20 protein-coding genes and 5 tRNA genes are annotated in these 25,006 nt (G+C 40.2%); 12 read left to right on the forward strand and 13 right to left on the reverse strand.

All coding sequences use genetic code 11. From position 1 onward, the window contains the following. Nucleotides 1-229 precede the first annotated feature (229 nt). The gene (locus tag BQ4443_RS05695) at nucleotides 230-1,621 is read left to right on the forward strand and encodes an MFS transporter (RefSeq protein ID WP_071058335.1); all 1,392 of its coding nucleotides are present in this window, start codon (nucleotides 230-232) and stop codon (nucleotides 1,619-1,621) included. A 46-nt stretch (nucleotides 1,622-1,667) separates the two neighbouring features. On the opposite strand, the gene BQ4443_RS05700 is transcribed toward BQ4443_RS05695, so the two are convergent. Both BQ4443_RS05700 and bioB read right to left on the reverse strand, forming a co-directional pair. Then, nucleotides 1,668-2,483 carry a DMT family transporter gene (locus BQ4443_RS05700; RefSeq protein ID WP_256330915.1) on the reverse strand — a complete coding sequence of 272 codons (816 nt, stop codon included), beginning with the start codon at nucleotides 2,481-2,483 and terminating at the stop codon, nucleotides 1,668-1,670. Nucleotides 2,484-2,682: 199 nt separating this feature from the next. Further along, a complete protein-coding gene (gene bioB, locus BQ4443_RS05705) occupies nucleotides 2,683-3,645 on the reverse strand; it encodes a biotin synthase BioB (protein WP_071058337.1) in 963 nt (320 codons plus the stop codon). A 181-nt stretch (nucleotides 3,646-3,826) separates the two neighbouring features. Between bioB and BQ4443_RS05710 the strand changes: the two genes are divergently transcribed. From BQ4443_RS05710 to BQ4443_RS05720, 3 genes are all read left to right on the forward strand, one after another. Next, complete coding sequence (locus tag BQ4443_RS05710; protein ID WP_071058338.1) at nucleotides 3,827-4,789, forward strand: YoaK family protein; 963 nt, start codon at nucleotides 3,827-3,829, stop codon at nucleotides 4,787-4,789. A 451-nt stretch (nucleotides 4,790-5,240) separates the two neighbouring features. Further along, nucleotides 5,241-5,828 (forward strand): ESPR-type extended signal peptide-containing protein, encoded by a 588-nt coding sequence (locus BQ4443_RS05715; protein ID WP_083331880.1) that lies wholly within the window; start codon nucleotides 5,241-5,243, stop codon nucleotides 5,826-5,828. 260 nt (nucleotides 5,829-6,088) lie between these two features. Next, on the forward strand, nucleotides 6,089-9,319 hold the full coding sequence (locus BQ4443_RS05720; protein ID WP_176752455.1) for a YadA family autotransporter adhesin: 3,231 nt from the start codon (nucleotides 6,089-6,091) through the stop codon (nucleotides 9,317-9,319). A gap of 92 nt (nucleotides 9,320-9,411) precedes the next feature. Here the strand turns inward: BQ4443_RS05720 and BQ4443_RS05730 are convergent, their stop codons facing one another. Both BQ4443_RS05730 and BQ4443_RS05735 read right to left on the reverse strand, forming a co-directional pair. Next, the gene (locus tag BQ4443_RS05730; RefSeq protein ID WP_071058341.1) at nucleotides 9,412-10,551 is read right to left on the reverse strand and encodes a DUF2827 family protein; all 1,140 of its coding nucleotides are present in this window, start codon (nucleotides 10,549-10,551) and stop codon (nucleotides 9,412-9,414) included. A 248-nt stretch (nucleotides 10,552-10,799) separates the two neighbouring features. After that, nucleotides 10,800-11,582, reverse strand: a complete 783-nt coding sequence (locus BQ4443_RS05735; protein ID WP_023951781.1) for a transporter substrate-binding domain-containing protein — start codon at nucleotides 11,580-11,582, stop codon at nucleotides 10,800-10,802. Between the two features lie 288 nt (nucleotides 11,583-11,870). Here BQ4443_RS05735 and BQ4443_RS05740 point away from each other — a divergent pair, with 288 nt between their 5' ends. From BQ4443_RS05740 to BQ4443_RS05750, 3 genes are read left to right on the forward strand one after another with little or no spacing between them, the layout of a single operon-like run. After that, a complete protein-coding gene (locus BQ4443_RS05740; protein WP_023951783.1) occupies nucleotides 11,871-12,578 on the forward strand; it encodes an ABC transporter permease in 708 nt (235 codons plus the stop codon). Then, nucleotides 12,571-13,284 (forward strand): ABC transporter permease, encoded by a 714-nt coding sequence (locus BQ4443_RS05745; protein WP_023951785.1) that lies wholly within the window; start codon nucleotides 12,571-12,573, stop codon nucleotides 13,282-13,284. Before BQ4443_RS05740 ends, BQ4443_RS05745 begins: the two co-directional genes overlap by 8 nt. A gap of 57 nt (nucleotides 13,285-13,341) precedes the next feature. Next, nucleotides 13,342-14,466 carry a succinylglutamate desuccinylase/aspartoacylase family protein gene (locus tag BQ4443_RS05750; RefSeq protein ID WP_071058342.1) on the forward strand — a complete coding sequence of 375 codons (1,125 nt, stop codon included), beginning with the start codon at nucleotides 13,342-13,344 and terminating at the stop codon, nucleotides 14,464-14,466. A gap of 160 nt (nucleotides 14,467-14,626) precedes the next feature. On the opposite strand, the gene BQ4443_RS05755 is transcribed toward BQ4443_RS05750, so the two are convergent. After that, the gene (locus BQ4443_RS05755) at nucleotides 14,627-15,175 is read right to left on the reverse strand and encodes an NUDIX hydrolase (RefSeq protein WP_071058343.1); all 549 of its coding nucleotides are present in this window, start codon (nucleotides 15,173-15,175) and stop codon (nucleotides 14,627-14,629) included. Between the two features lie 230 nt (nucleotides 15,176-15,405). Here BQ4443_RS05755 and BQ4443_RS05760 point away from each other — a divergent pair, with 230 nt between their 5' ends. From BQ4443_RS05760 to BQ4443_RS05770, 3 genes are all read left to right on the forward strand, one after another. Further along, on the forward strand, nucleotides 15,406-16,086 hold the full coding sequence (locus BQ4443_RS05760; protein ID WP_071058344.1) for an SH3 domain-containing protein: 681 nt from the start codon (nucleotides 15,406-15,408) through the stop codon (nucleotides 16,084-16,086). 77 nt (nucleotides 16,087-16,163) lie between these two features. Next, nucleotides 16,164-16,805 carry a hypothetical protein gene (locus BQ4443_RS05765; protein ID WP_023951791.1) on the forward strand — a complete coding sequence of 214 codons (642 nt, stop codon included), beginning with the start codon at nucleotides 16,164-16,166 and terminating at the stop codon, nucleotides 16,803-16,805. Between the two features lie 148 nt (nucleotides 16,806-16,953). Continuing rightward, nucleotides 16,954-18,210, forward strand: coding sequence for an MFS transporter (locus BQ4443_RS05770; protein ID WP_071058345.1), 1,257 nt, complete (start codon nucleotides 16,954-16,956; stop codon nucleotides 18,208-18,210). Between the two features lie 179 nt (nucleotides 18,211-18,389). Here BQ4443_RS05770 and BQ4443_RS05775 read toward each other — a convergent pair. The 5 genes from BQ4443_RS05775 to BQ4443_RS05795 all read right to left on the reverse strand — a co-directional run bounded on the left by BQ4443_RS05775 (nucleotide 18,390) and on the right by BQ4443_RS05795 (nucleotide 19,343). After that, nucleotides 18,390-18,466, reverse strand: a tRNA-Asp gene (locus tag BQ4443_RS05775). Between the two features lie 40 nt (nucleotides 18,467-18,506). Beyond that, nucleotides 18,507-18,582, reverse strand: a tRNA-Glu gene (locus BQ4443_RS05780). 11 nt (nucleotides 18,583-18,593) lie between these two features. Further along, a tRNA-Asp gene (locus BQ4443_RS05785) sits at nucleotides 18,594-18,670 on the reverse strand. Nucleotides 18,671-18,710: 40 nt separating this feature from the next. Then, nucleotides 18,711-18,786 (reverse strand) — tRNA-Glu (locus BQ4443_RS05790). A gap of 296 nt (nucleotides 18,787-19,082) precedes the next feature. Next, the gene (locus BQ4443_RS05795; protein WP_023951795.1) at nucleotides 19,083-19,343 is read right to left on the reverse strand and encodes a metal/formaldehyde-sensitive transcriptional repressor; all 261 of its coding nucleotides are present in this window, start codon (nucleotides 19,341-19,343) and stop codon (nucleotides 19,083-19,085) included. Nucleotides 19,344-19,424: 81 nt separating this feature from the next. On the opposite strand from BQ4443_RS05795, the gene BQ4443_RS05800 reads away from it, so the two are divergent. Beyond that, complete coding sequence (locus BQ4443_RS05800; RefSeq protein WP_023951797.1) at nucleotides 19,425-20,162, forward strand: cation diffusion facilitator family transporter; 738 nt, start codon at nucleotides 19,425-19,427, stop codon at nucleotides 20,160-20,162. Between the two features lie 132 nt (nucleotides 20,163-20,294). Here the strand turns inward: BQ4443_RS05800 and BQ4443_RS05805 are convergent, their stop codons facing one another. Continuing rightward, complete coding sequence (locus BQ4443_RS05805; RefSeq protein ID WP_218118033.1) at nucleotides 20,295-22,754, reverse strand: glucose/quinate/shikimate family membrane-bound PQQ-dependent dehydrogenase; 2,460 nt, start codon at nucleotides 22,752-22,754, stop codon at nucleotides 20,295-20,297. 309 nt (nucleotides 22,755-23,063) lie between these two features. Between BQ4443_RS05805 and BQ4443_RS05810 the strand changes: the two genes are divergently transcribed. Beyond that, complete coding sequence (locus BQ4443_RS05810; protein ID WP_218118034.1) at nucleotides 23,064-23,693, forward strand: glutathione S-transferase family protein; 630 nt, start codon at nucleotides 23,064-23,066, stop codon at nucleotides 23,691-23,693. Between the two features lie 182 nt (nucleotides 23,694-23,875). Here BQ4443_RS05810 and BQ4443_RS05815 read toward each other — a convergent pair whose 3' ends face one another. Both BQ4443_RS05815 and BQ4443_RS05820 read right to left on the reverse strand, forming a co-directional pair. Continuing rightward, nucleotides 23,876-24,697 (reverse strand): class I SAM-dependent methyltransferase, encoded by an 822-nt coding sequence (locus BQ4443_RS05815; protein ID WP_071058347.1) that lies wholly within the window; start codon nucleotides 24,695-24,697, stop codon nucleotides 23,876-23,878. Nucleotides 24,698-24,913: 216 nt separating this feature from the next. Continuing rightward, a tRNA-Ala gene (locus tag BQ4443_RS05820) sits at nucleotides 24,914-24,989 on the reverse strand. Between the last annotated feature and the right edge of the window lie 17 nt (nucleotides 24,990-25,006).

The following is a 25,006-nucleotide window of genomic DNA, read 5'->3' on the forward strand; positions in this document are numbered from 1 at the left end:
TTAGACATCAATGAAAAAATCGGGTTTTGATATTGTCATTACCCGATTTTTTTTATAGTTCAATTAAATCAGGTTATTATTATTTATCCAAAAGATTTATCCAATGCACATGTTTTGGACATACTAACTGTATAGAGAGTGGTGTAGCTATGAAAGGGCTATTCTCTAGTGACATGGTATTCACTGTTGTTAAATAGCATTGGAGTATTGATTAAGCAGCTAGATAACCATGATTAAGATTTTATCCTCTTTTGGCTCATTATATTTTGCCATATTTTTATTATCCTCTGGTACTGGGTTATATAACACTTATATGTCGTTGCGATTGACCCAAGATGGCATATCTCAATCTTGGGTGGGGTTGCTGATTGCCGCCTATTATTTTGGCCTAGTATTAGGTGTTAGATTTGGACATAAATTAATTGGTAATGTTGGACATATTAGAGCGTATGTAGCGAGTGCGGCAGTAGTGGTGGTTATGGTTTTAGCCCAATCGTTGATTCCTGTTAAAGAGGTTTGGCTATTATTGCGTGTGGTTGTGGGTATCGCGATGGTAACACAGTATATGGTGCTAGAGAGTTGGTTGAGTGATCAATCTGATGTGCATAATCGTGGCGTAGTATTTTCTTTTTACATGATTATGAGTAGCTTAGGGATTGTAGTTGGTCAGATGTCGATTAGATTTTTTCCTGAGTTAGAGATTTCTGTTCTGAATGCTGTTGCCATTTCTAGCTCCCTTTGCTTAATCCCTATGGCATTGACCAAAAGAGCATCTCCTCAATTGCAATCACAGGCACCTTTAAATATGCGAATGTATATCCGAATGGTACCTGTGCCGCTAGTGGTATTGTTTCTTGGTGGTTGTATTACCAGTGCCTTTTATAGTTTAGCTGCAGTCTATGCCAACAAAAATGGTTTAACAGCTAATCAGTCAGCGTTATTTTTATCTGTAAGTGTGACAGCAGGATTATTAGCGCAATGGCCTATGGGGTATTTAAGTGATCGTTTTAATCGCTTACGAATGTTACGCGTTAGTTCGTTCGGTTTGGCCCTTGCTGGCTCACCCTTATTACTCTTAGACTCACCAAGTTTAGGTATGATGCTAGTCATTATTGCATGTATGGGATGTTTACAATTCACCTTTTATCCCTTATCTGTTGCATTAGCCAATGAGCATGTTTCACAAGCAATGCGGGTGGGTCTTAGTGGTGCCTTGTTATTAGCATTTAGTATCGGAGCTACTTTAGGACCTATCGTAGCTGGGCGCTTAATGGATTATGGTGGTGCAAATATGTATATTGTTTACGTGATGGGCTGCGCAATTGTGATGGGATTGTTTGTAAGTAAGTCACATGCTAACTATCACCCTAATATTGAAAATGCACAATATGTGCCGATGGCAGTGGATGTATCTCCCGCTCCTGTAGTCCATGAGTTAGACCCTCGTATTGATGTGGAAAAAGATATTTCTACAGATGCACAAGTGATGGAGCAAGTCAAAGATTTGGTGCTTAATACAGAGCATCCTGTGAGTCCAATCATTCCCAATTTATTGGTTGATGAACAAGATTTTGAGTGGACGAATCACAGGAAGTCTAGTGATAATTCAACGTCTAATTAGATGTTTAGATGGATTGTGTTCTACATACCTTATTAAGATTTTAGGATTAGGCTTTTAATGCCCAAAAATATAATAATCCAACAGCACTGATGGCTAATAGAATCCCCAAGGCATTGATAGGTGATATTTTTTCTTTAAATACTAATGCCCCAATAATGGTGCCTAAGCTGATAACACCAATATTCATCGTGGTAAATACGAGAGTTGGGTTTTCCTTGAAGGCTTGATGGGCACGGATATAAAACAGAATATTACCAAAATTAAATAATCCTAAAATTAAGCCAGCGATGATCGATTGTTTGTTGAACGATACTCGGTTAAGTAATAGGTACACAAACATTAGTAGTCCAGCTAAGGCAAATGTAATAAATAAACCCGTCGGAAATGCAGTGCCTGTTTTCGCTAATTGTTTAAATAAAATATCTATGACACCATAACCAACCCATACCAAGCTTAAAAATAGAGCAGCCTGTTTGTGTGATGATTGATTGTTATTAAGTGGTTTGTGTAATAAGCAAAATAAGGCTAAAAAGGCGACGCCCAGACTAATTAAGCGAGGAGTCGAAACCACTTCTCCTAAAATGGTGAATGAGGCCAGAATCGGGATGAATAGCGATAATCGTTGTGCGGCATCTGAGCGAACAATGCCTGCAGCCTCTACCGACTTAAACATCATGATAAAGATGGTGGGTAATAATACGCCTAGGGCGATGAATAATAGCCATGGTTGATTATCTACTTGATGTGGTAAGTTAGGTTTTAAGAAGAACCAGGTAAGGGTAATCGCTGTTAGATAGTTAAAAGCAATCGCTTGTCGAATATCTACGTGGTTTTTGCGAGAGATTTTTAACAAAACAGACACAATAACGCTACATAGGATGCTAAAAATTAGAAAGTGCATAATGTTTTAAACAAAAAAGTTAACCAAACAATGCTTAAAATCGTTGACGCGTAGGTTTTAAATCTATGTCATAAAAATCAATCAATAAATTATGATTAATTATGAAAACCTACTTGTCAAAAAAATAAAGCAAGCTAATTATCTGAAATTGAATAGAATGTTATTTTGAACTTAGGTCTAATTTGCTCATCAAGGCTTTATCTGCTTCAATCCTAGGGTTGGCTGTTGTGAGTAATTCTTCTCCGTAGAAGATAGAGTTAGCACCTGCCATAAAGCACAATGCTTGCGTACTTTCAGGCATTTGTTCACGACCTGCTGATAGGCGTACGTGAGACTTGGGCATAATAATTCTTGCTACGGCAATAGTACGAATAAACTCAAAAGGATCTAAGTCGTCTACTTCTTCTAATGGAGTGCCAGAAACCTTGACTAATTGATTAATAGGCACTGATTCTGGTGGTGGATTTAAGTTAGCTAGTTGGCTTAATAATCCGGCACGTTGAGCGCGTGATTCGCCCAACCCCACAATACCACCACAGCAAATATTAATGCCAGCATTACGTACACGCTCTAGCGTATCTAAACGATCTTGGTAAGTACGGGTAGTAATAATTTCACCATAAAACTCTGGTGAGGTATCTAAATTATGATTGTAGTAGTCTAGACCAGCTTCTTTTAATTTTTCTGCTTGCCCCTCTTTTAGCATACCAAGTGTGACACAGGTTTCCATACCCATTGCTTTGACCTGGCGAATCATTTCCATGACATCTTCAAGTTGATGCTCTTTAGGGCCTCGCCATGCTGCACCCATACAGAATCGTGTTGCACCATTTTCCTTGGCTGCTTGAGCTGATTTTAATACCTCTTGTAGTGCTAATAAACGTTCACGCTCAACCTCAGTCTCATAACGTGCTGATTGTGGACAATATTTACAATCTTCAGGGCAGCCACCTGTTTTGATCGATAAAAGACTAGATAATTGAATTTTATTTGGATCATGATTCGCGCGATGAACTTGTTGTGCTTGGTATAATAAGTCCATAAAGGGTAACTGAAATAGCTCTAGAACTTTTTTTGTTGACCAAGTGCTGGTATTTTTACGTGAAACGACTAAAGTATCCATGGTGTTTGTTTGACTAAATTAAAGAAAGATAAAAACTTAATAATTTAGTTATCATAATAAAAGAATATCGCTTTTTCAATTTTAATTTTTAATGTTTTTAATCTGCATTTAATTGAAAGTTAATGAAAACTAACGTATAAATAGTGAATTTTATTTAATTTAATGTTTGACTGAGAGCAAAATGTTGTTGGCATATTCAAAGCGTTTGACAGGTAAAGCACGAACATATTCTGCTAATACAGAATTAGTCTGTTTTTTATCCTTTGTGGCAGGAGCAATTAATGCAGGAGGATTTTTAGCGGTACAGCAATATACATCACATATGTCAGGCATTGTGTCGCATATGTCTGATATGATTGCTCTCGGTGAAGTTAGTTTAGTGTTATGGGGCTTTGGTGCTTTATTAGCGTTTATTGCAGGATCAGCTACAACCGCCGTTATTATCAATTTAATGCGTCATTTGCATTTACAAAGTGAATATGCGTTGCCAATTTTTATTGAAGCATGTGCGCTGATGTTTTTTGGTTTATTAGATGGCATACGCTGGGAAATCTCCTGGCTATGGACCTCTTTAACTGTAGCCACGCTTTGTTATATCATGGGTCTACAAAATGCGATTAGTACGGATATCTCGCAATATGCATTAAGGACCACACATGTGACGGGTACGGTGACGGACATGGGGATGGAAATAGGTAAAATGCTTTATTGGAATAGAGCCAGTAAAAAAGATATAAATGTACCTCCTGTTCATGCCAATATTAAAAAATTAAAACTTTTAGTACAAGTGTTGTTTTTGTTTTTCCTTGGTGGCATTGCGGGTGCTTATGGGTTTAAAACTTTTGGCTTTTTATTCACATGTTTTCTTGCTTCAGTGCTGGCGTACTTATCTAGTGGTCCGTTATTTGATGATATTAAAACCATATGGCATCGATTCAATGAGCCAGCGGTTATTATTGAACAAAATATCTTAAGTACGTTGGCTGATGAAAAAGAAATGGTTATTTCATCTGCAGAATTGGCAGAAGCAGAGGAAATAGAGATGGATCAACAGCGGCAGTTGAGTCAAGCTCATATTGAACCATTGGCTACTCAGCAAGATATTGAGGAGTTGCATTCCGCTGCTGATAAATCGTTGAGTTAGCTCAAAAGAGTGGAATAGGTTATCAAAGCGTTTTTTTCGAGGACTGATGATTGTTATCAAAAATTATTCTGGATAGCCATTGCATCAGCAATGCTGTTTATTGATTAGTCTGATATATGGGCGATTTAGGATATTACCATTAGGGGATGGAGGGCAAAATGATACCCTTAATGTTGTGTTCTTAGCACTTATTGATTAAAACAGCGTTATGGGGAATTTAAAAAAATAATTTTCTAGAAGAGTGAGAAAATCCCCAAGCATGGCGTCAATTCATAGGCTTTATAAGGATGCTTATTTGTTAGAACACTGAATTTAAAGAAAATAATTTCTTTTGAGTGGTTGCTGTAGAAAAATAGTTATTTAATATTAATCACGCTGCTTTAAAAGGTGATATTATACAGTAGATAGCAAGATAACTCTCTTCTTTCTTTTTATAGTCTAAATAAAAAATATGAACAAAATATTTAAAGTTATTTGGAGCAAACGATATAACCAATTGGTTGTAACGTCAGAATTAGCAAAAGGTCAAGCCAAGTCTAGTTCCTCCGTTTCATCAGGTGAAATAGACTCAAGAATACCAGTGGGTGGTAAATTTACCGTTTCTACTTTAAGTAGTTTATTAGTCACGGTTATTGGTATGTTTGCAGGGATGCAAAATAATGTGGTGGCGCAAGTACAAGCATGTAAAGATCTCGCACAGAGAATTGAAGTAGGAACTACGGGTGAGTTAGCTATCGGTTCTGGTAGATGTATTTCAGATAAAAATGAGTACGCCATTGCCAAAGGAAATAATTCTATTGCTATAGGGGTTAATGTAAAAGCTACTGGAGGAAAGGCGCTTGCTATAGGTAGTGATACTACAGCAGGTGCTGATGGAGCTGTGGCATTTGGTTCGGAGGCTAAAGCAAGTGGAGTAGATTCTATCGCTGTGGGTACTAAGGCCTCTGCTGATAAGGCTGGGAGTGTTGCTTTAGGGAAGGGTTCAAAAACAGATGCTGATGCGACAAAAATAACTAATGCAACAATTCTAGTACAGTAGGTACAGTAACAGGGTCATTAACTTATGGTACCTTTGCTGGCGCTCAAAATATTGCTGCTGGTTCACAAGTAAGTGTAGGGGCTCAAGGAGCAGAGCGTCAAATCAAAAATGTCGCACCTGGCGCTGTTAGTGTATCATCAACTGATGCCATTAATGGTTCACAGCTGTATGCGGTAGCATTAAGTGTCGCTCAGACAGCAACCAGTATAGCTTCATTATTGGGTGGAGGTGCAAGAGTTAATTCTGATGGCACTATTAGCATGACAAATATTGGTGGTACTGGTAAGACGACGATTCATGATGCAATTTCGAGTGTATCTTCTAGCGCTATATCTAGTGCATTGATCGCACAAAGTGCTGCTAGTAGTGCCTCAACGAGTGCGACAGCCGCCTCAGCGAGTGCGTCATCGGCGTCAACTTCAGCGTCTAGTGCTGGTTCAAGTGCCTCAGCCGCGTCAAGCAGTGCGTCATCAGCGTCAACGTCAGCCTCTAGTGCTAGTTCAAGTGCGACAGCTGCCTCAAGCAGTGCCTCATCGGCGTCAACGTCAGCGTCTAGTGCTAGTTCAAGTGCGACAGCTGCCTCAACGAGTGCGTCATCGGCGTCAACGTCAGCCTCTAGTGCTGGCTCAAGTGCCTCAGCTGCGTCGAGCAGTGCGTCATCGGCGTCAACGTCAGCCTCTAGTGCTGGCTCAAGTGCCTCAGCTGCCTCAAGCAGTGCGTCATCGGCCTCGACGTCAGCGTCTAGTGCTGGTTCGAGTGCGTCAGCCGCCTCAAGCAGTGCGTCATCAGCGTCAACGTCAGCCTCTAGTGCTAGTTCAAGTGCGACAGCTGCCTCAACGAGTGCGTCATCGGCGTCAACGTCAGCGTCTAGTGCTAGTTCAAGTGCCTCAGCCGCCTCAGCGAGTGCGTCATCAGCCTCGACGTCAGCGTCTAGCGCTGGTTCAAGTGCCTCAGCCGCGTCAAGCAGTGCGTCATCGGCCTCAACGTCAGCCTCTAGTGCTGGCTCAAGTGCCTCAGCTGCCTCAACGAGTGCCTCAGCTGCATCGACTTCAGCGTCTAGTGCTGGCTCAAGTGCCTCAGCCGCCTCAAGCAGTGCGTCATCAGCGTCAGCTTCAGCCTCTAGCGCTGGTTCAAGTGCCTCATCCGCGTCGAGCAGTGCGTCATCGGCGTCAACGTCAGCGTCTAGCGCCGGCTCAAGTGCCTCAGCCGCCTCAACGAGTGCCTCATCGGCGTCAACTTCAGCGTCTAGCGCCGGTTCAAGTGCGTCAGCCGCCTCAAGCAGTGCGTCATCGGCGTCAACTTCAGCCTCTAGCGCTGGTTCAAGTGCCTCATCCGCGTCGAGCAGTGCGTCATCGGCGTCAACGTCAGCCTCTAGTGCTGGCTCAAGAGCCTCCGCTGCCTCAACGAGTGCGTCATCGGCGTCAACGTCAGCCTCTAGTGCTGGTTCAAGTGCGTCAGCCGCCTCAACGAGTGCGTCATCGGCGTCAACTTCAGCGTCTAGTGCTGGCTCAAGTGCCTCAGCCGCGTCAAGCAGTGCGTCATCGGCGTCAACTTCAGCCTCTAGTGCTGGCTCAAGTGCCTCAGCCGCGTCAAGCAGTGCTTCATCAGCCTCGACTTCAGCGTCTAGTGCTGGCTCAAGTGCCTCAGCCGCGTCAAGCAGTGCGTCATCGGCCTCAACGTCAGCCTCTAGTGCTGGCTCAAGTGCCTCAGCTGCCTCAACGAGTGCCTCAGCTGCATCGACTTCAGCGTCTAGTGCTGGCTCAAGTGCCTCAGCCGCCTCAACGAGTGCGTCATCGGCGTCAACTTCAGCCTCTAGTGCTAGTTCAAGTGCGACAGCTGCCTCAAGCAGTGCCTCATCGGCGTCAACGTCAGCGTCTAGTGCTGGCTCAAGTGCCTCAGCCGCGTCGAGCAGTGCGTCATCGGCGTCAACTTCAGCCTCTAGTGCTGGCTCAAGTGCGACAGCTGCCTCAAGCAGTGCGTCATCGGCCTCGACTTCAGCGTCTAGTGCTGGCTCAAGTGCCTCAGCCGCGTCGAGCAGTGCGTCATCGGCGTCAACTTCAGCCTCTAGTGCTGGCTCAAGTGCGACAGCTGCCTCAAGCAGTGCGTCATCGGCCTCGACTTCAGCGTCTAGTGCTAGTTCAAGTGCGACAGCCGCCTCAAGCAGTGCCTCATCGGCGTCAACGTCAGCGTCTAGTGCTGGCTCAAGTGCCTCAGCCGCGTCGAGCAGTGCGTCATCGGCGTCAACTTCAGCCTCTAGTGCTGGCTCAAGTGCGACAGCTGCCTCAACGAGTGCGTCATCGGCGTCAACGTCAGCCTCTAGTGCTGGCTCAAGTGCCTCAGCTGCCTCAACGAGTGCGTCATCGGCGTCAACGTCAGCCTCTAGTGCTAGTTCAAGTGCGACAGCTGCCTCAAGCAGTGCCTCAGCTGCCTCAACGAGTGCGTCATCGGCGTCAACGTCAGCCTCTAGTGCTGGTTCAAGTGCGTCAGCCGCCTCAGCGAGTGCGTCATCGGCCTCGACTTCAGCGTCTAGTGCTGGCTCAAGTGCCTCAGCCGCGTCGAGCAGTGCGTCATCGGCGTCAACTTCAGCCTCTAGTGCTGGTTCAAGTGCCTCAGCCGCCTCAAGCAGTGCCTCATCGGCCTCGACTTCAGCCTCTAGCGCTGGTTCAAGTGCGTCAGCAGCAGCGAACTCTGCAAAATTAGCAGAAAGTTCTGCTCAAAGTACACGAATGTTAATTGGTAATGACTTTACTGATTCATATGTTGCAGGTAAGAATACAGGGGTAGGTTCGCTTCGTATGGGAAATACAGCCAGCGCAACGGGTATTAATGCCACTGCAGCAGGTGAGAGTTCTGTTGCGTCAGCTGAGAATGCCTCTGCTTTGGGTAGTGGGGCAAAGGCGACGAAGAAAAATGCTACAGCGGTTGGTCACGGATCAACAGCGTCGGCAAAAAATACCACAGCTATTGGTCAAGGTGCAAAGGCGACGAAGAAAAATGCCACAGCAGTTGGTCAAGGCGCAAAAGCAACGGCAAAAAACTCAGTGGCGCTTGGTCAAGGCTCTATAGCTGATCAGGAAAATACAGTATCTGTTGGTACTGTTGGTAATGAACGTCAAATTGTTAATGTAGCGAGTGGTGGTAGCGTTAATACCAATGCTGCTAATATTGGGGATGTGAAACGTTTGGTTGGAGAAAGTGAAGCTCGGATTAATCAACGTATTGATGGAGTTGAACGTAATATTAATAGTTTTAATAAGGATGCGAATGCAGGAATTGCTAGTGCAATGGCAGTGGCTAACTTAGGCCAAGCTTATCGTCCAGGTCAATCTTCTCTTTCTATGGGAGTAGCACATTATAACGGTGGAACAGGGGTGGCACTGGGTGGTAGTCGACTCTCAGAGAATGGTAAGTTTATGCTTAAGGGAGCGATCACAACCAATAATCGTTCTAAGCATGGTGTAGCTGCCTCAGCAACATTTTTCTTTCCTTAAAGAAAAAGAGATTGGATGCTATAACGACAAGTTTCCTCAATGCTAGAAGGTATATCTAGTATTGAGGATATGCCATGTGTGACAACATAAATTTATTCAAATAAACGTTTGATTTCTTTTTCGTAGAAATAAGTGTTGACAGGGTTTGTAGGCAATAATGAATCTAAGTATTCGTTGGCTCTTTTTACATAGGCACTATGATGTTTGTCATGATTTTCAATAACATCTAGTAATACGTTTGCCCCATCAAACGCATCAAACTGATCATAATAGTAGCCTACGCCTTTTGGGAGTAATGTAGAATTATGAATAAAAGGATATCCGCCGTACAGTGCATCATTATAAGCATAGTTTAAGCCATTTTCCCATTGATGGCTGACTACAATATCCACATAGCGAGCCAGAAAATCTGGCATTTGATAGCGACCCTCAACAGTTAAAATTCCATCTCGTACTATATCTGTATAGCCAATAAAGTTATGTAATGTGGGATTATTACGTTTTTCATACGTATTGCAAACATAGTAATGCTTAATTTTATTTGGGTCTGTGCGATAAGCATGCTCACAGATGAGGATAGGGGTAAAGCAAGTTTTGAGTACATTGATGTTTGGCTCAAAAGAAGCAACCCGTTTTGCTGCGCCATCGTTAGTAGGCTGATAGCCGAAATCTAGGTTATGTTCTTTTTTTATTCTAGCAATCACTTTATCACAGAATATTGTTCCCCAAATAAATGGAACAACGTAGGCTGGAGCATGATAAATGGTTGAGTAGTATGCCATCCCTGTATTTTGATGTTGCGGAGTTACCCACACAGCATCAAACTTAACTCCATTAGGTAATCGTCCAGCAGGACGGTCAAATAAAAAATATTCCATGTCCATGATGTAGTCATTGCCCATTTTATATGCCACGATTTTACCGCCATGTTCGTGCATTCTAGTGGCATATTGATGATCAATCACCAGAGTTCCTTCGATGAGTACATCTAACTCATCAAGGACTTCATCTACATAGGCAAAATTTAACGCCAAATCGTCTAGCATAAAACCCTCTGGAGGCTCTTTGCGTTTTTCTGGCCCCCATGAAACTAGCACGACGCTTTCAACAATCTCAGCCTGTCTAAATAACTGGTACAGAAAGATTACGTTTTGATTTGCACCATTCGCCCAAATATCAGCTTTGTCAGTTTCTAAATTGAAGGTAATGCCAATTCTATATTTTTTACACATACGGAAATTCCTGAGTCCTACGAGGGTTAGCGTGGAAAGTTAAACCTAAGTTACAGGCGCTAGAGTGAAAGAGTTTTTGATAAAGAGAGTAGCGTTTTATTATACCTGTAGAGTATTGGTATATTTCTACATCCTGCCTTCATCATGAATTCTGGCTATAGATGGAAAATGATGAAGGCAGGGAATGATAGTAATTATTTATTCGTTATCTTAGAATGATAGCGCTGAAAATCACAAGAGAATGTTTATCAGTTATAAACGTCATACGTGAAATATTTCTTAGCAATTTTGTCATAAGTGCCGTCTGCACGGATTGCTTCAAAGGCTTTATTTAAGTCATCAAGTAATTGCTTATCTTCTTTGCGAACAGCAAATCCTGTACCTTCGCCAAAGATTTCTTTATCTGCTGAAGATGGTAATGGTTCACCTAAGATAGCAAAATCTTTACCTGAATCACTTTTTAAGAATTCATCTGTTACACCATTATCAGCAAAAACAATTTGAACACGACCTGTTACCAAGTCTTTTACAGCATCTTCAAATGTTTTGTAGCGTTTGATATTGGCATCAGTAAAGTATTTTGTTGCATATTTGTCTTGAATAGTACCTTGTTGTACACCTAGGTCAAGACCTTTTGTACCTTCTTTTGAAGGATCTGCTTTTGTTCCTTTTTTACCAAAAATAGGATTTGGTGTTGTCCAAATTTTTTGGGTAAAAGCAACTGCTTTTTTACGCTCTTCTGTAATGCTCATTGAAGAAGCAATTACATCAAATTTCTTCGCACGTAGCGCAGGAATAATGCCGTCCCATGCTTGGTTTTGGAATGTACATTTGGCTTGTAGTTTTTCACACATTGCTTTAGCAAGGTCAATATCAAAACCTACAATCTCACCTGATGGTGTTGTATATTCAAATGGAGGGTAAGTAGCATCGTTACCAAAACGAATTAAGCGCTCCTCAGCGTTTGCAGCACCACTCATCGCAATCATTGCTAAAACCGAAAGGCTGATAAATTTTTTCTTTAATAGCATAGAGAAACTTCCTTGAGAAATAAAAAGTAGTCTTGGAAATTTACTATAACGTGTTTAGCTTAAAAAAACTACTGATAAATACCCGTAATGTTTGTTTTTTATGACAAAAATTAGACAAATTAAGCGATTCGTAAGAGGATTATGTGGGTGAATGGTAGTGAATTATAGAAAAACCCTTATATATGAGTCAACAGGTACCTGCTACAATCTTTCTTGTTGAGTATGGTTCTCTAGGCTGTAAACGACAATTTCGGGTAAAATCGAACGGTTAATTTTTAAATAAGAAAAATGGTTAATATTTCTATTATTGCTGAATATATGCCTCGCATTTTAAGCGGCGCTGTATTGACATTAGAGATTGCTTTATTATCGCTATTATTGTCCGTCATTATAGGTTTAATTGGTGCGATAATGCGATTATCTAAGAATCCTGTGTTAGCTGGTGTTGCTACGGCATACTCTACGATTGTACGAGGTGTGCCAGACCTCATTTGGATGTTGATGGTTTATTACAGTGCCCAGATAGGACTTAACTCTTTGACAGAATGGTTAGGATTGCCTACGTTTGAAATTAGCCCGTTTTTGGCGGGAGTGTTCACGCTAAGTTTTATTTTTGGAGCTTATTTTACTGAAACCTTTAGGGGCGCAATTTTAGCTGTCCCATATGGGCAAATTGAGGCTGGTTATGCGTATGGTTTTAGTAGTTTTTCTGTGTTAAGAAGGATCACGTTTCCGTTAATGATGCGTTATGCTCTACCAGGGGTTCGTAATAACTGGTTAGTGTTAACTAAAGCAACAGCATTGGTATCAATCATTGGATTGGATGATATGACGAGGATTGCGCATCAAGGTGGTAGTGCTACACATTTACCCTTCTTATTTAACATGGTATCAGCCTGTTTGTTCTTGCTTATTACCTTTGTTTCTTTACGTATTTTTGCTTGGCTAGAAAGACATTACCAACGCGGTGTTAGACAAGAGGAAAGTTATGAGTGAATCTTGGGATTTATTTTTAACGGCATTCATGGATTGCATACATGCCTTGCCGATTACAATTTTCTTAACTGTCGTGTCAGTGTTGTGTGGATTGTTAATGGCTGTGCCTTTTGCGGTCCTTCTTCAAAAAAAGCATACTCTGGTTGCTCGATTAATTAATGGTTTTGTGTACTTTTTTACAGGTACACCACTATTGATTCAACTTTATATCTTTTATTTTGGTATTCCAAGTCTTGATTTTGTGAATCATCTAATGCAGCAACCTGGATTTGGTTTTCTTAAAGGTAGTTATATATATGTGTTAGCAGCTTTAGCGTTAAATACAGCTGCTTATTCTACCGTCATTTTCTCAGGGGCTATCAAGAATACCGATAGGGGAGAAATTGAGGCAGCTTATGCTTATGGTATGTCGCCAGCGAAGGCTATGCGAAGGGTTATTTTGCCGTCAAGTTTACGAAGAGCCTTACCTGCCTATAGTAATGAGGTCATTATGACTATGCATGCGACTGCCTTAGCCTCCTCAGTGACAATTATGGAAATTACGGGAGCAGCTAGCTTTTTTAATAGTACTTATTATGAACCATTTATCGCCTATGCAGCAGCAGCTGTGTTATATCTAATTTTGAATACTCTGCTTGTATTAGGCTTTAGAATGATTGAGAAAAAATATTTAGTTCATCTAAAGAGTCGTATGTCAGCGACTTAAGTGATAGCACAAAACAACTCAAATAAAAGTTCCTCTTGGAACAAAAGGAAGTAAAAAATGCGTACAGAATTATTACCTATTGACTATATGACGCCAGGTATGCAAGCCCATGTGACAGCCTTGCATTTTGGTGATGAATCGTTGCCAAAGATTTATATGCAGTCAAGTTTACATGCCGATGAGATGCCTGGTTCGGTAGCTGCTTTTTATTTGCATAAGAAGTTATTAAAACTAGAACAAGAAGGACGTCTAAAAGCGCATATCGTATTGGTGCCTATGTGTAATCCTTTAGGTCTGGCACAAAGTATTAACTATATGCATATAGGTCGTTTTCATTTACCAACGGGACAAAATTTTAATCGCTTATTTACCGTGCCAATGAAAGAGGCATTATTTGCAGAGTTAGACAAAAATCCTTTTGTGTTTTCTAAAGATGCCAAAGAAAACACTAAAAAAATGCGAGAGGTGATTAAACGTGTATTAGATGATATGAAGCCTAGTAGTAATGTGCATTCTATGCATTTAAACTTATTGTCATTAAGTCATGATGCGGATATTGTATTAGACCTACACTGCGATAATTTTGCGCGACTACATATGTACACTATGCCTAGTACGTGGGAGCCTTTGGAGCCATTAGCACGTTATTTACAGTCTGAATGTCAGTTATTGTCGGCAAATTCAAATGCAAATTCTTTTGATGAAATCTTTTCAACGTTATGGGCATCGTTGATACAGCGTTATCCAAATGAAGCACTTGAACAAGCTACAATCAGCAGCACGGTGGAATTCCGAGGTGAATATGATTTAAGTCATGAAAACGGCCAAAAAGATGCCGACGGTATTATTCAATATCTAGGCTATCGTGGCTATATAGACCTAGCTGATCAAAAGCCTTTGCCTGATCTAGTGAATGAGCCGCACCCTCTTGAAGGACTCTATTATTTACCAACACCAACGACAGGGATAGTTGTTTATCGCGTGAAAGAGGGAGAGTGGGTGTCTGCTGGTCAAGAAGTAGCTGATATTCTTAACCCAATCACAGGTGAATGTACAACGGTGACTAGTCCTCATTATGGATTTGTTTTTGCATTAAGTGGCTCTAGAGTAGCGATGGGTGAGCGAAAATTAATGAGTATTTCTTCACCATTTGATATTGGTAATCATAACCTATCGCCTTAATCTTTAATGTTATTTTAAAGGTACATCACTGATTAACGTTATTGTGTTGATATATTCGATTGAATAAAGGATGCATAAGTAAATAACTAGAGGAAAGCGTAGCTTTGAAATATAAAGTATGTGCTTTCCTCAGTGCTTTATTAAGTTTCCTTACTAAGTGTCAATCCTCTTGAGCTAACCAGTGTTGTAGTGCAATAAGCGTTTTGGAGTCTTGAATTTCTTGATTCTTTAACGCTTTTTTTACGTCTTCTTTACTTAGATAGACTTGACGAACAAACTCATCCTCATCTGTCTCTGATTGACTATTTTTAAGCAAATCATGTGCTTGATATAAGTACATTTTTTCGTTACAAAAACCAGCTGCAGTATAAAAAGTATAGAGCAGTGTCATACGTTGGGCCGTGTATGGTGTTTCTTCAGCTAACTCACGAAAAGCACATTGCTCGGGAGACTCCCCTTGAACATCTAATTTACCCGCAGGAATCTCAAGCATGATTTTTCCACAAGGGTGACGATATTGCTCGACTAATATAACGGTATTATCTTGAGTAATCGCTAGAATAGCTACTGCACCGGGGTGTTTAACTAATTCTCTTGTCGCTGATTTGCCATTGGGTAGTTCAATGGTATCCACTTGTAAACTAATAACTTTGCCAGTAAAAATATGATTTGAGCTAATTAGTTTTTCGGTAAGGTTTTGGTTTTGCATAAGTATAGATATCCGAGTAAAAGAGGTTATTGGCTATGGAAATAGTGGTTTTTGAATGGTTAATTATTTTAATATGTATATTCTATTCGCTCACTATACTCATGCCTATTTCACAGGAACTATTATGGCATAAAACGACATGCCATGACTTTTTTATCCATTGTGGGTGGTAGGGTGTTGAAATCCTTATACTGTTCTTATTAGAGAGACATTAGTGTGGGGTATTAACAATGGGTATGTTCGAAACACAAGGTGATTATAGAGGTAATAACTATTATCGTTCTTCTCGTGATCAGTATAGAAATCTTCATAAAACATCAATTACTATAGCGCCAATAATGTCACTTATGTCATATTGTGGGCGCTATTTGTCTATGATTGGGCTATTCTGTGTATTATCTGCGTGTAGCACCATATCAGAAGAGAATGCTGCTCATCAGGCAGTGAATGAGGTAGAGTTATACCCCATCAATCAAACGTATTACCTCAAAAAAACAGCTCATTTACGTTCAGCACCAGACAAAGCATCTGCTAGTTTAGGCTATGTTAATAGAGGAACTAGTATTTATGCATTGGGTCATACAGGTACAGGATGGATAGCCGTAGGGAGAGACGGTGCAGTAATTGGTTATGTTTTTGCTGACCTAGTTAGCCAGACTAAAGTTAGTAGTGCGGGAAGAGTATCAAATACCGCCACTTTATCACCACAAGTTACAGAAAGTGGTAAACCCAAACAATCACAGCAACGAGAGAATCAGCATAGTCTTAGTCAGCAAGCAGATAAATCTACTATAAGAAAAGAGGAGGGGACACAAACAAGAAACTATATCGACTTGGATCGTTTATCTATTGAGAAAGATAATAGGATAGGAGGTAGGGGAGAAATTGATTTGGATGGTGTTGGAGGTTGATATGGATGAAAAGATTACCATGGTTAATATAAGCAATATAAAAATTATTTCATATTTAAAATAAGTATGAGGCTAAAATGAGTCAAAAATATTATCGCCGTTATATTATGGGGCTATGTGTGGGGTTATTTTATGTCTCATCAGTATTCGCTCTAGCTAAAGATCAATCCAAAACAATACAAGCGCAGCAGAATAATGTGATAGAACAACAAGATGAGGGAGATGATAAACAGGCTAACAGCAGTGATAGTGTTAATCAGGAGGAGGTAGTAAACCAGCTGGCTGGTAAAGGAGATAATCTCTTGGTGCCTGAGAGAGGAATTGGTAAGCATAATCTGATACGAATTGCGTATTCAGCTAAGGAACGTATGGGTATTTATGTATATGGTGAAAAGGTTGATAAAGAAAGTTGGTGTCAGCCTAAGATGAATTTTTTTATTCAAAGTTCACAGCCTACTTATGAGAAGTTAACGCTTATTTTTCATAAATTACCTGATCTTCTGCAAACCTATTGTCCCAAAGCAGAGGAAATTTATTGGCAATTTGGAGGTCAGCCAACCGTTATTACTTTTGAGGGAAATAGTGAGAAGGAAAAAGCTTGGCAACTGAGTTTGAATAGTGCCTATTTTGTTAAAGAATTAAAGAAAATGGAGGCGTTATTAAAGCAAGTAGGGGATCAGGTTGTAGAGATGAAAAATAGCTTAAATATCGTAGAGTAAGGCATATATATCTATATGCTTCATTGTAGCTATTTAGTTTATAGCGTGATAAGTAGAGTATCTTGAGTATTTATGGATTTTAGGCTTTTCTATCTTGGTAAATAGTAAGATAATAGCTCTTTTCCATACTATTTTAGAGCCATCAGCAATGCGTTTTACCATTATTGGGCAAACTGGATTTTTACCCTTTTTAATTACTCGTCTATTCACTATGTTTGCGATTCAAATCCAGTCCATTATCGTGGGATGGCATTTGTATGATACCTTACGTGATCCGATGGCATTGGCATATGTTGGGTTAGCACAATTTATTCCCATGGTGTTTTGTTTGCCTATAGCTGGTGATGTGGCTGACCGTTATAATCGCAAAATTATATTAGCGATTGGCTTAATTATTGCTTGCTTATGTAGTGCATCATTAATGATAATTGCCATAGAAGGGAAGGATTATATCTATTGGACCTATGCGATATTGATTATTTTTGGCATGACACGTTCATTTATTAATCCTGTACTACAAAGTTTATTGCCACAAATTGTTGCTAGGGATAAGTTACCACAATCACTTGCCACAAACAGTACGTTGATGAAGCTGGCCACTATACTAGGGCCTGTTAGTGGTGGTATTTTGTATAGTGTCAGTAGTGAGTTTTCTTATCTAGCATGTACATTATTCTTCCTGCTAGCGGTGATTCCATTAGTATGGGTAAAGCTTTTGTATGCTAACCAAACGCCAGTGACGGAGGCTTTTCAATTGAGTGCTGTTTGGCAACGCTTTGTGGAGGGAATTCTTTTTATTCGACAACGTCCTATTGTGCTAGGTGCGATTTCGCTTGATTTATTCGCTGTATTACTTGGAGGGGTTGTTACTTTATTGCCAATTTATGCGAGCGAGGTATTGCATGTTGGTGCACAAGGGTTGGGCATATTGAGAAGCTCGATGTCGGTAGGAGAAATTTTAGCAGGGATTTATTTAACAGCTTTCCCAATCAAAAAAGCAGTTGGTAAGGTCATGCTAGTAGCTGTAGCCCTGTTTGGGATGGCTAATTTGGTATTTGCATTATCGACTTGGTTTTGGCTCAGTGTGGCTGCGTTAATGATTGCTGGAATTTGTGATATGGTAAGTGTCAATGTCAGAAGTTCATTAATTCAGCTTTCGACCCCAGATTCTTTGCGTGGACGTGTTAGCGCAGTAAATATGTTATTTATCAGCTCATCTAATGAGCTAGGTGAATTCAGGGCAGGAAGTACGGCGCATTTCATTGGTACTGTACCAACGGCGGTGACGGGAAGTTTAATGACGTTAGCGGTTGTTTTCTTTATGCAATTAAAATTCAAATCGCTAGTTAATGTGAATACCTTTGCGGAAGCTGGTGTACAGAATCAAAAAAATATTCATGCCTAACTAGTGAGCAAGGCCATATAACGAATATAACGGAAATGGCTAATGTAAAGTAAGCAAATATATGCTAGTAGTAGTGGTGAGTGTTACGCTTCACGCAGTACAGCAAGTATAAAAACAAAACCTCAAACTAACAATAGTGCTAATTTGAGGTATTCAATATAGATTTAATTTTTTAAAACTGGCGGAGCGGACGGGGCTCGAACCCGCGACCCCCGGCGTGACAGGCCGGTATTCTAACCAACTGAACTACCGCTCCACACGGTAAACTTTACAGATATACACACTCGTGTCAAGAGTGGCGTCCCCTAGGGGATTCGAACCCCTGTACCCACCGTGAAAGGGTGGTGTCCTAGGCCTCTAGACGAAGGGGACAGGACAAATTGTGGCGGAGCGGACGGGGCTCGAACCCGCGACCCCCGGCGTGACAGGCCGGTATTCTAACCAACTGAACTACCGCTCCACACGGTAAACTTTACAGATATACACACTCGTGTCAAGAGTGGCGTCCCCTAGGGGATTCGAACCCCTGTACCCACCGTGAAAGGGTGGTGTCCTAGGCCTCTAGACGAAGGGGACAGGACTGTACTATAAAACCTTGATATCAGGTTGGTTTTTGACATCAAGAACATAACTATAACATAAAACTATAAAACTACAAATTAAATTTATAGTTAATGAATGGATAAATAATAGATTACATCATTTTGTTGCGTAAAAGATACTTTTAAAAATGGCTTATACGCTTATAAATAGCTCCTCAATATCAATAAATATCGTTTAAGCAGCAATCGTATTTAAAGAATGCTATCCTCCTGCCTAAATATGGATTAGTTGATAGCAGATAAGTTGTCGTTGTTGCTTATCATGATTCATTAGTTATACTTTTTTAATAATCCTAAGAATTTTTCTAATTCTTGGGCATTGTAGTCTGCTGGTAATACATGTTGAGTCAATTGTTCCTCAATTAGTTCATTTGTCAGTCCAGTAATGGCGCCTTTGATAGCAGCTACTTGCTGAAGTATATCCATACATGATGATTTACCTTCTATAACCGTGGTTTCAACGGCATTTAATTGACCTTGTAATCGTTTGATGCGATTTAGAATTTTTTTGTTGTGCTGTAAATGACTCATACTAATCTCTCACTAATTTTCTCTTGCTAAATATACTGGGAGGGAGTATATTATTAAATATACTACTAGGGAGTATTTTACATGACTGAGGATAAACATCAATGCCAACATCATTTGGATCCTTTGTGTAATCACCATAATGTTGAGTCGGCATCTCAGCAAAAAACTGGTGAGTTATATAAGGATGACTTTCATCGGCATGAACATGGTAATCATCATCAACATTCATTGCCAAGTGATAAAAAGATTCTGACAGTAAGCTTTATGTGTATTACTTTTTTTATGGCAGTAGAGTTTTGGGGAGGCTGGCGTTTTAATAGTTTAGCTTTACTAGCTGATGCGGGTCATATGGCAAATGATAGTTTGTCTTTATTAATTGCTTTGTTAGCCCTGTTTTTATCTACGCGTAAACAATATTATTTAGCAGGTTTAAATGGCTTATCATTAATTGTTGTGGCTATGATGATAATGAGAGAGGCTGTTGTACGATGGCATAATCCAGTAATGCTAGATGCCTTACCTATGATTGGTGTTGCTGTCTTGGGGTTGATTGTAAATATTAGTGTGGCGTGGATAATGCTGAAAAGTAATCATGAAAATCTTAATATTAAAGCAGCCTATTTACATGTAATAGCGGATTTGTTTGGTTCATTAGTAGCGATTACGGCTGGACTAAGTGCTTACTTTTTTTCATGGCAATGGGTTGATTTAGTCGCTAGTTTTATATTAGGTTTTTTTATCTTGAAAAGTGGTTGGGAAGTTTTATGGCAGGCAATACAGTTGTTGCTTAAACCAAAAAGTAGTTTGTCAAATGTATAATCAATTTTTTGCTCAATAAAAATAAAGGCTTATTTCTAATACAAAAGTTCAAGCAAAAAAGCAGGTATTATGCCTGCTTTTTTGTAGAGAAGCGTTAATTAATACAATAATTAAACGCCAATTAAAGACTAGTTATTGTTTAGTTTCTGGAAGTGCATAAGCAATGACATAATCACCGTGGTCAGGAGACTGTCTAGCACCACCCGCGGAAATAACAATATACTGTTTGCCAGTTTTTGGTGAAATATAGCTAATTGGAGTGCCTTGGCTACCAACGGGTAAACGATCTTTCCAAAGCTCTTTTCCTGTTGAACTATCAAAGGCTCTTAAATAATAGTCTTGTGTTGCCGCAAAGAATACTAATCCGCCTTGAGTAGCTAGAGGACCACCAATTGTTGGCATGCCAATGGGAATAGGTAATCCCATTTTTATCCCCATTGGACCTGTATCTTGAACAGTGCCTAGAGGTACTTGCCACGCAATTTGACGTGTTTTCATATCAATGGCCGTCATTGTTCCATAAGGAGGTTCTTGGCAAGGTACGCCTAGCGCAGACATGAAGCGGTTTTTATTCACTTTATAAGGAGTGCCTTTTAAAGGAACAGCACCCATGCCTACATTGACGGCTTCCCCTCCATTTGCTTGAGCAGCAATATCGTCAGGGGTTTGTTTCATTAATTCAATCCATAGACCTAAGCGCATATCATTAACAAATAAATAATGATGATTTGGATCAAAGGCAATGCTTCCCCAGTTCATGCCACCAAGAGAGCCAGGGAAACTTAAGGAAACATCTAGTCCTGGTGCGGTAAATAAGCCTTCATAGCGCATAGATTTGAAGCTGATACGGCACATCAATTGGTCAAAAGGTGTTGCCCCCCACATATTGGCTTCTGTTAGGGTTTGATTACCAATTTGAGGCATTTCCACAGAACGAGGCTGAGTCAATGAATATTGTTCATCAGGAACATTAGCCGCTTTCACGGGTTGTTCAATTACTTTTGTTAATGGCTTGCCTGTTACTCGGTCAAGCACAAAGAACTGTCCCGATTTTATACCAATCACTACAGCTGGTTGTAAATGACCGTCAGGCATTGGAAAGTCCACTAAACTAGGTTGCATAGGTAAGTCAAAATCCCATAAGTCATTATGGACTGTCTGGTATACCCATTTTTGATGCCCTGTGGTTGCATCTAACGCTAATACTGAGGTATTGTAAATATGGTCAAGGGGACGACGATTGCCTCCCCAAAGGTCAACAGAAGAGCTTCCCATAGGCAAGAATACAGTATTCATTTTGGGGTCATAAGATAATGCTGCCCATGCATTAGCACCGCTACGGATATAAGTTTCACCTGGTTTGAGCTTGTAATTATTATCAGGGTTACGGGCATCAAATGCCCAACGCAGCTCACCGGTAATAACATCATATCCACGAATAACACCACTAGGCATATCCGCATCAACATTATCGGCAATACGACTACCTACCACAATAGTAGTACCTGCAATAGTAGGGGCAGAGGTGACTTCAAAACGCGGTGCTTCTGTACCTTTGCCTAATCCTTCTAAAAGATTAACGGTTCCATTATTACCAAAATCTTCACAGTATTCGCCAGTATCCGCATTGACAGCAATTAATCTAGCATCTGGGGTATTGGTATAAATACGACGAAGGCATTTGCTATTTGTAGAGACTGTTGTAACCGGTGTTGAGTCTGGTAGCGTAGGTTGTTCTAGAGGTTTTGTGCTATCAAAATAGGCAACGCCTCGGCAACGTTCCCAAGCGGCGGCTTTTGAGTTCACTTCTACTTTCCAGAGTTCTTTGCCCGTATCCGCTTCTAATGCGATCATATTGTTATGTGGGGTACATAGAAAAACTCTATTGTCCACTTGCAGTGGCGTCAGTTGATCCTCTGCATTATTACCACTTCCTGTAGTGAAATCACCTGTACGGTAGCGCCAAACTTCTTTGAGCTCCCCTACATTTTCACGAGTAATTTGTGCGAAAGGAGCAAAACGGCTGCCGCCTGAGTCATTACCATAATGCTCCCAGTTGCTAGGCGTTTGATTGGTGGGCACAGAAACTAAATCTAGTAATTTACCATTGCTAGTTACGGTAGGGTAAGGCTTAAACATTCCTGCTAAACTAGCCAGCATGCCTAATAAGACGAGAGTGCCTGAAAGTAAGGCAGGCGTTCTTAATGTAGATTTTCCTTCTAAGCGTCTTAATGATGGTAATGTGAAGAGCAATAGCATCAATAATCCCGCAGGAAACATTAAGCGAGAAAACAAGGGCCAAAATGCCAATCCTGACTCATAAAATGCCCAGATAACTGTACCAATAAAGGTAAGTAAGAATAACCAAACGGCAGCTGATTTACGGCGAATCAAAAGTAGTGATGTGAGTAAAATAGCAATACCGGCAATCACGAAATATAACGAACCACCTAAAGAGGCTAATTTAACACCACCGACAGTAAAAAATAAGCCAGTGAAGAATAGTAATAAAAATAAAATGGCATACCAAAATTTGAGCGGAATAGACATCCGTTGTGATCTTGACATCATGGTTTGGGGGGACTTATTCATAATGAGTTCCTAATAAGAAATGAGGACTCAATATAGTTCCATATCTACGAAGAATAACAAAATACATTTAAAAGAGAGTTATAAGTTAAGGTAAATGCTTATGTATTAATAGAGATAGAGAAATAACACGTTAATTTTTGAACCATCATGAACGTGAATAGGTTTTATTATAAGCTTTTAACAAGACTTACAAAAAAGAATAAATGATTTTTTAATTAATCAGGTAAACTACTCAACAAGAATCAAAGAGTTTTTTGCTGACTGTGAAAACAGTCAGCGAGACTGCTGATAAAGTTAAAATTTTGGAGAATGAATCGTATGTTAAAACTTTATTATATGCCTGGTGCTTGTCCTCTTGTCCCACACGTTGCATTAGAATGGGCGAAAGCAGACTATACCATTCAATTGGTAAAAAGAGAGGAATTAAAATCACCTGATTTTTTAGCCAAAAATCCACAAGGAAGTGTTCCTCTGCTAGAGGATGGCGACTGGAGATTGGCTCAGAATGTAGCTATTGTTGAATACATTAATACCTTGTATCCTGATGCGCATCTTTTTGGGCAAGGTTCGCTTAAGGAACAAGCCAAAGCACGCCAATGGCTGGCATTAGCTAATACAGACTTGCATGGTAGTTTCGGTATTTTATTCAAATTACCATTTTTAGCTGATAGTGAAGAGGCGAAGGAGAAAATCTCTACGGTAATGATTGGTCGCATTAAAAGCATTTATGCGCAAGTGGAGAAGGCAGTGTCGGCTAATGATTATTTATGTGGGAATACCATTACAATTGGTGACGTATATTTTTATGTTATCAGTCGTTGGGCAGTGGCATTGAAAGTTGATTTAAGTGAGTTTGCTCATTTAGGAGCATATTTCAAACGCGTTGAAAATAATGCTGGTGTGCAAAAAGCGTTAAAAGATCAGGGCTTATTGGGCTAGAGTAGCCTACACTAAATTCATCTAATAGATGGAAATAAAAGCTCTTGTAGTATGCAAGTAGAGTTTCGTTTCTATTTTATGATAAAAGAGCATGGTTAATCATGGCTTATTCGGTAAGAATATTGTTCTACCGCATACCATTGACTTAACCATGCTCCTACTTTTTTCTAGAAAAGCCTTTACTATGGCAAAGCTCTTTTGTGTAAACGAGCTTGATACTTATAAATCCCTATTCTGTTATTACTCATATAAATAAAGGGATAGAGTAAGAAACCCCAGCCGTTAAGCAGTGCTGTCATACTATGGGTGATATTGATGAAGTCAATTTGTGTTAATTTAGGGTTTAACTGTACAACTTCTTTGCCATCAACTACTCCCCATTGAAAATCAACATTCATTTTACTGACCGCATCATGAAATTTTCCTTTGTTAACCCAGCCGGTGTAAGCTAAATCGAATAAAGCAGTAAATTCCTGAAATGAATCTGTCAGTAAGTTTAGAAATGACTTAACTTCTTGTTCAGTTAAGTACATCAAGACTCCTTCGGCGATTAATAAGAGTTTACGACCGTCTACATGGATGTCTGTTGGCCAGCTTGGATCAAGAATCGATTTGGCGATATTATGTACTCTAGGATGAGCATCAAATAAGAGCTCTCTTGCGGCAATTGTTTCTGGATAATCAATGTTATACCAATCAATCGTACCATTATCAATACGATAAAATTCTGTATCTAAGCCAGCACCTAAACAAATAACGATGCAATCTGGATATCTGTGTAAAAATTTTTTGATTTGGGCATCAAAGACTAAGGCTCTAGCCAACACACCATAATATGATGACCAAGCATGATTGAATTTGTCAAAATTGTAATCAATTTTATTGAGAATTTCCCAAGAAAGCTTATCATTTAGTACAGAGTGATAAGGGGATGTATAGTCTTTCGCTTTAATATACAACGTAATTAAAGCTGTTTCTCCTACGGCATTTAAGGATAATTGCATGGCACGCCCTCCTTGTAATGTCCAAATAAAAGTCACATTAAGATCATACTAACATTAATTCCATTTAATGTATATAAATGGGGTTTAATTTTTAATAAAATCAATTACTTAGTTAAAAATCATGAGAAAGATGGCAGATAACAGGCTGTGTGGAATAAGTAGGTAATTAAAAAGCAAAAAGGGTTAGCTAAATAAAAGCTAACCCTTTGATATTTCTGGTGGAGGTAAGCGGGATCGAACCGCTGACCTCTTGCATGCCATGCAAGCGCTCTACCAACTGAGCTATACCCCCAAAGACAATCTTAGATA

The organism is Pelistega sp. MC2 (assembly GCF_900099475.1).
GTDB lineage: Bacteria > Pseudomonadota > Gammaproteobacteria > Burkholderiales > Burkholderiaceae_B > Taylorella > Taylorella indica.